The organism is Lachnoanaerobaculum sp. MSX33 (assembly GCF_000512995.1).
GTDB lineage: Bacteria > Bacillota > Clostridia > Lachnospirales > Lachnospiraceae > Lachnoanaerobaculum.
Genome location: NZ_AZXX01000076.1, coordinates 1 through 3,766, shown reverse-complemented (window position 1 = coordinate 3,766; position 3,766 = coordinate 1). Strand labels below are relative to the sequence as shown.

Below are 3,766 nucleotides of genomic sequence, written 5' to 3'. Positions count from 1 at the left end.
AAAGAAGCAATAAGGAGTATTTTACTGATAATAGTTTTTATAGTTGGACTGGTATTCCTTAGAGATATGCTGGCAAAAAGGGGAGTGAGCATTACTATGTTAACAGAGTTAGATTATATAAATGCAGCAGAATATTACATGCAGAAAAAATATGGAGAGAAATTTGAAGGAGAATATGTATATGAAGATAGCGTGTATGTACACCCAAAGTCAAAACCGGAGTGGCATGTGGTGGTGGACTTTGAGAGTGAGGGAGGTATGACATCTTTTCATGATAATTATGTAGGATACCTTAAGAAAGAAGAACTTGAGAAGTATATATATGAGCTGGTAAAGCCGATATACGGAGAGTGTAAAGTATATATACATCCATATGGTTTTGCACTGGATGATAGTTGGAATAAAGGTATAGACATGAGAACATATGAAAGTGTTGGAATGTATAATGCATACATATTCACATCTAAACAAGCAGAAAGTGTAGATGAGGACTTTAAAAGAACATGTGAAAACTTTATAAATAAAGATTTAAATGTAGGTGATCTATCAGTTACATATATAAAAAAAGAAGAGCTTGATAAATTCGAAGAAAGATTGATAAGCTACACATTTAATAGACTTAAGTTTTACTGTAGAATCTCGAGTGTATACAGTAACGTGGATAAGATAGGATTTGGTGATGTAGATATTTTAGAAGGAGATAAGAATTATGGCAAGCAATAGGCCTACAGATGATGAGCTACAAGAGAAGGCACTGTATGATATTATTCAATATCTACCATTGGATAAATTAGATATAAGTGAGTTCAAAAATATAAATGATATAGTTAGATTGGCTCAAAAAAAAGAAAGGGAACTAGGTGAAATTGAAGGTAAGCTAGATAAAGAAAGTAAGTCAGCTCAGAAAGCCATAGAAGAAAATCTCCCGGCAATAGAGGCAATCTTAAATGACAGACCTGAACTTGGCAAGGCCAAGATATCAAATATGAGTTGGCAGGATAATGATGGTGATGGAAATCCGGATCATAATCCTAAAGGAATGCAAGCTTGTACATTTGAAAGAGACGATCAGGTATATATATCTTTTAGAGGAACGCCTGCCAGATCTTGGATTGATAATGCAAAAGCATTTGTAAAAGATATGAAAAAAAATGAAGTTATATTTAATGCGTATAAAATAATGATGAAAGCTATAGATCCTACACAACAAATAGGAGAGAATACAAGGAATATTATAAGGGGATACATCGGAATGGACTATGTTTTTCCATGGGAAAAAGCAATGAGAGGTATAGAAGAAAAAATATTAGATATAAGTGAGCCTAAAAGTAATACTACAAGCGAAAAAGGATATGGAAAATTCGGTGCGGAGCTAAGAGATTACACATCACCAATGCAGGAAGAAGCATTGGATTATATGGAATCATTAAAAAAGAGTGGAGTTTTTGAAAAATATGACAATGTGTATGTGACAGGACATTCAAAAGGTGGTAACGAGGCTACACTGGTAACAATGGTATATTCAGATGTAATAGACAGATGTATAAGTGGAGATGGTCAAGGGTTTTCACCTGAGTTTGTAGAATATATGAAAAAAACTCTTGGGCCTGAGGAATTTGCTAAGATTCAGGATAAAATGTATGGATTTCATGCTAATAATGACTATGTAAATGTTTTGGGGGTATCTGTAATAAAAGTAGAAAACAGAATATATTTTATACCGGAGATAAAACAGGAAAGCATCATAGACTTATTGTGGAACCACTTGCCTACAGCTATGATAGATGTAAAAACCGGAAAGATAGCGCAGGTATCGGAGCAGGGTGCATTCGGAAAGTTTATAGCAAAAGTAAATGAAAAAATCATGAAACTGGATCCGAAAGATAGAGAAGATGTGGCGATTACCGGTATGGCATTTATGCAATATGGCTATGTTTTTACTTTTTTAACATCATCTAATCCGGATAAACTTAAATGTGTATGTGAGTCAGCCACAGATATGATAGATGTTGTGGCAAGTTTCGGTAATGGGATATCAATGCTTAAAGTTATATTATTAGAGACATTGCTGGAGAAGGAGGGAGTAGAGCTTGTAGGATATTTGGTAGATACATTTATATTAAAGCATATTAAAGAGTATTTTGTATATATGTTGGAATATGTAAAAATTGATTGGGATGAGTTTAACCGAACACTGGCTAAGCATAATGAGCAAGATATAGTAAGAGACAAAGATTTAGAGGATTTAAAGAAATATGAAGTATACGGCACCTCCAACTTTGGAACAGTAGCAATAAACTATTCCAAAACAAAAGAACTTGTGAATATACTGGATGAAATGAATGACTTGGTGGAGGGTAGGATACTGCCTGAAATGGAAGATATTGCATACAGTTTAAGGAGGTTGAGTTTTTGGAGAGTGAATGTTGGAGAATGGACGGATATAAAGGACTCTATAGAAAAAAACAATAAAACCAGAAAAATATTCAAAGAAAGAGTCATAAACTACTACAATTCGTGCGAGATTATGGAGGCTAAGTTTGTAGCCGGTATGTATGGAGGAAAGTGATATGGCATGCAGATGTAATGATATAGCCGCTGCGGAGCATGATAGGGAAGTATTGTGTGATATGCTTGACAGAATATGTGATACTGAGAATCGCTACAATGAAATTAGAAACAGGTATGGAGATATAATAAATACCATGGGTATGGCTATCTTTTTATTGGAAGATGAGTACAACAGCGCTAAACAAAGAATTGAGAATACGGCTACTGTGCAAGAGGACGATATCAGGAAATATAAGAGTTATATAAATAACAGTTTATCAAATCTTGAAAATAAGATATCGAGAATGGAAAGAGAAGATGAATGGTTTCATGCACATGATGATGACGATTAAGGAGGATTAAGTTGGGTAGGACACAGATAGTATGGAAATACTCCAATATAGAATTGTTACTTAATATTATAGAGAATGCCAACAGTGATATAGAAGAGCTGATGTCTGAGATAAGAGAGCAGAATAGAGTATTAAGTGAGAGTATGTCAGGTTCAAGTAAAGAATCATTTGAAAGCAGTTATCTAAAACTACATAGTCATATGATAAAGCTAAGGATTGAGTTAGAAGATCTTGTTGCAAAAGGAAGAGATGCCGTAAGACTGACAAAGGAACAGGATGAAAAAATAGCGGGAAAGATAGGTAAAAGGAAGGGTTAGTTATGGATAACAAAGAAACAGACCTCTATCTAAAAAACGAATTGATATATGATACTGTAACAAAATATGTTGAAAATCTTAAAAAGGTAGAAAAACAAGTAAAGTATATAGCTACAAAGATGAAATCCACAAGCATAAGTGAGTGGGGAGGTTCGGGAAGAACCGGATTTGAAGAATCACTTAACAAATGGGTTGTTCAGGCCGGTGAAGTGGAAAAAGAGATAGATGTGCATAAGAATATAATAGATGAATTGCTAAAAAGTTCAGTAAGCCTATTTAAGGCTGAAAAAGATATAGCTGATAATATTGAATAGAAGGATAACTTTAGGAGGGCATATGAACAAGATTTTGTGATATGAAATTTAACACAATAAAACATTAAAAGATATATAAAATATTACAAAAAGCTGAAGTGATTATTTATCATATCTCTGTAAAATACAAAAAAGTATAAAATAATAAAAGTATACTGTATACATTATTGAAATTACATGAAATAAGTAGTATAATACAATTGTTCTTAAAAAAAAACAAGGAGGACACTTC

General features: G+C 33.3%; 5 protein-coding genes. All 5 read left to right on the top strand.

Annotated features, from left to right (window positions below; genetic code table 11):
• Positions 1 to 723, top strand: a 723-nt coding sequence (locus HMPREF1495_RS08560) for a hypothetical protein (RefSeq protein WP_034213822.1), incomplete at its 5' end; no start/stop codon positions are given.
• The gene (locus tag HMPREF1495_RS08555; protein ID WP_034213820.1) at positions 710 to 2,569 is read left to right on the top strand and encodes an Mbeg1-like protein; all 1,860 of its coding nucleotides are present in this window, start codon (positions 710 to 712) and stop codon (positions 2,567 to 2,569) included. The genes HMPREF1495_RS08560 and HMPREF1495_RS08555, both read left to right, overlap by 14 nt.
• Before the next feature lies 1 nt (position 2,570).
• Positions 2,571 to 2,903, top strand: a complete 333-nt coding sequence (locus tag HMPREF1495_RS08550; RefSeq protein WP_242832884.1) for a hypothetical protein — start codon at positions 2,571 to 2,573, stop codon at positions 2,901 to 2,903.
• 11 nt (positions 2,904 to 2,914) lie between these two features.
• Complete coding sequence (locus tag HMPREF1495_RS08545) at positions 2,915 to 3,220, top strand: ATP synthase subunit E (protein ID WP_034213816.1); 306 nt, start codon at positions 2,915 to 2,917, stop codon at positions 3,218 to 3,220.
• A gap of 2 nt (positions 3,221 to 3,222) precedes the next feature.
• Entirely contained in the window at positions 3,223 to 3,534 is a 312-nt protein-coding gene (locus HMPREF1495_RS08540; protein ID WP_034213815.1) for a hypothetical protein, read from the top strand.
• Positions 3,535 to 3,766 lie beyond the last annotated feature (232 nt).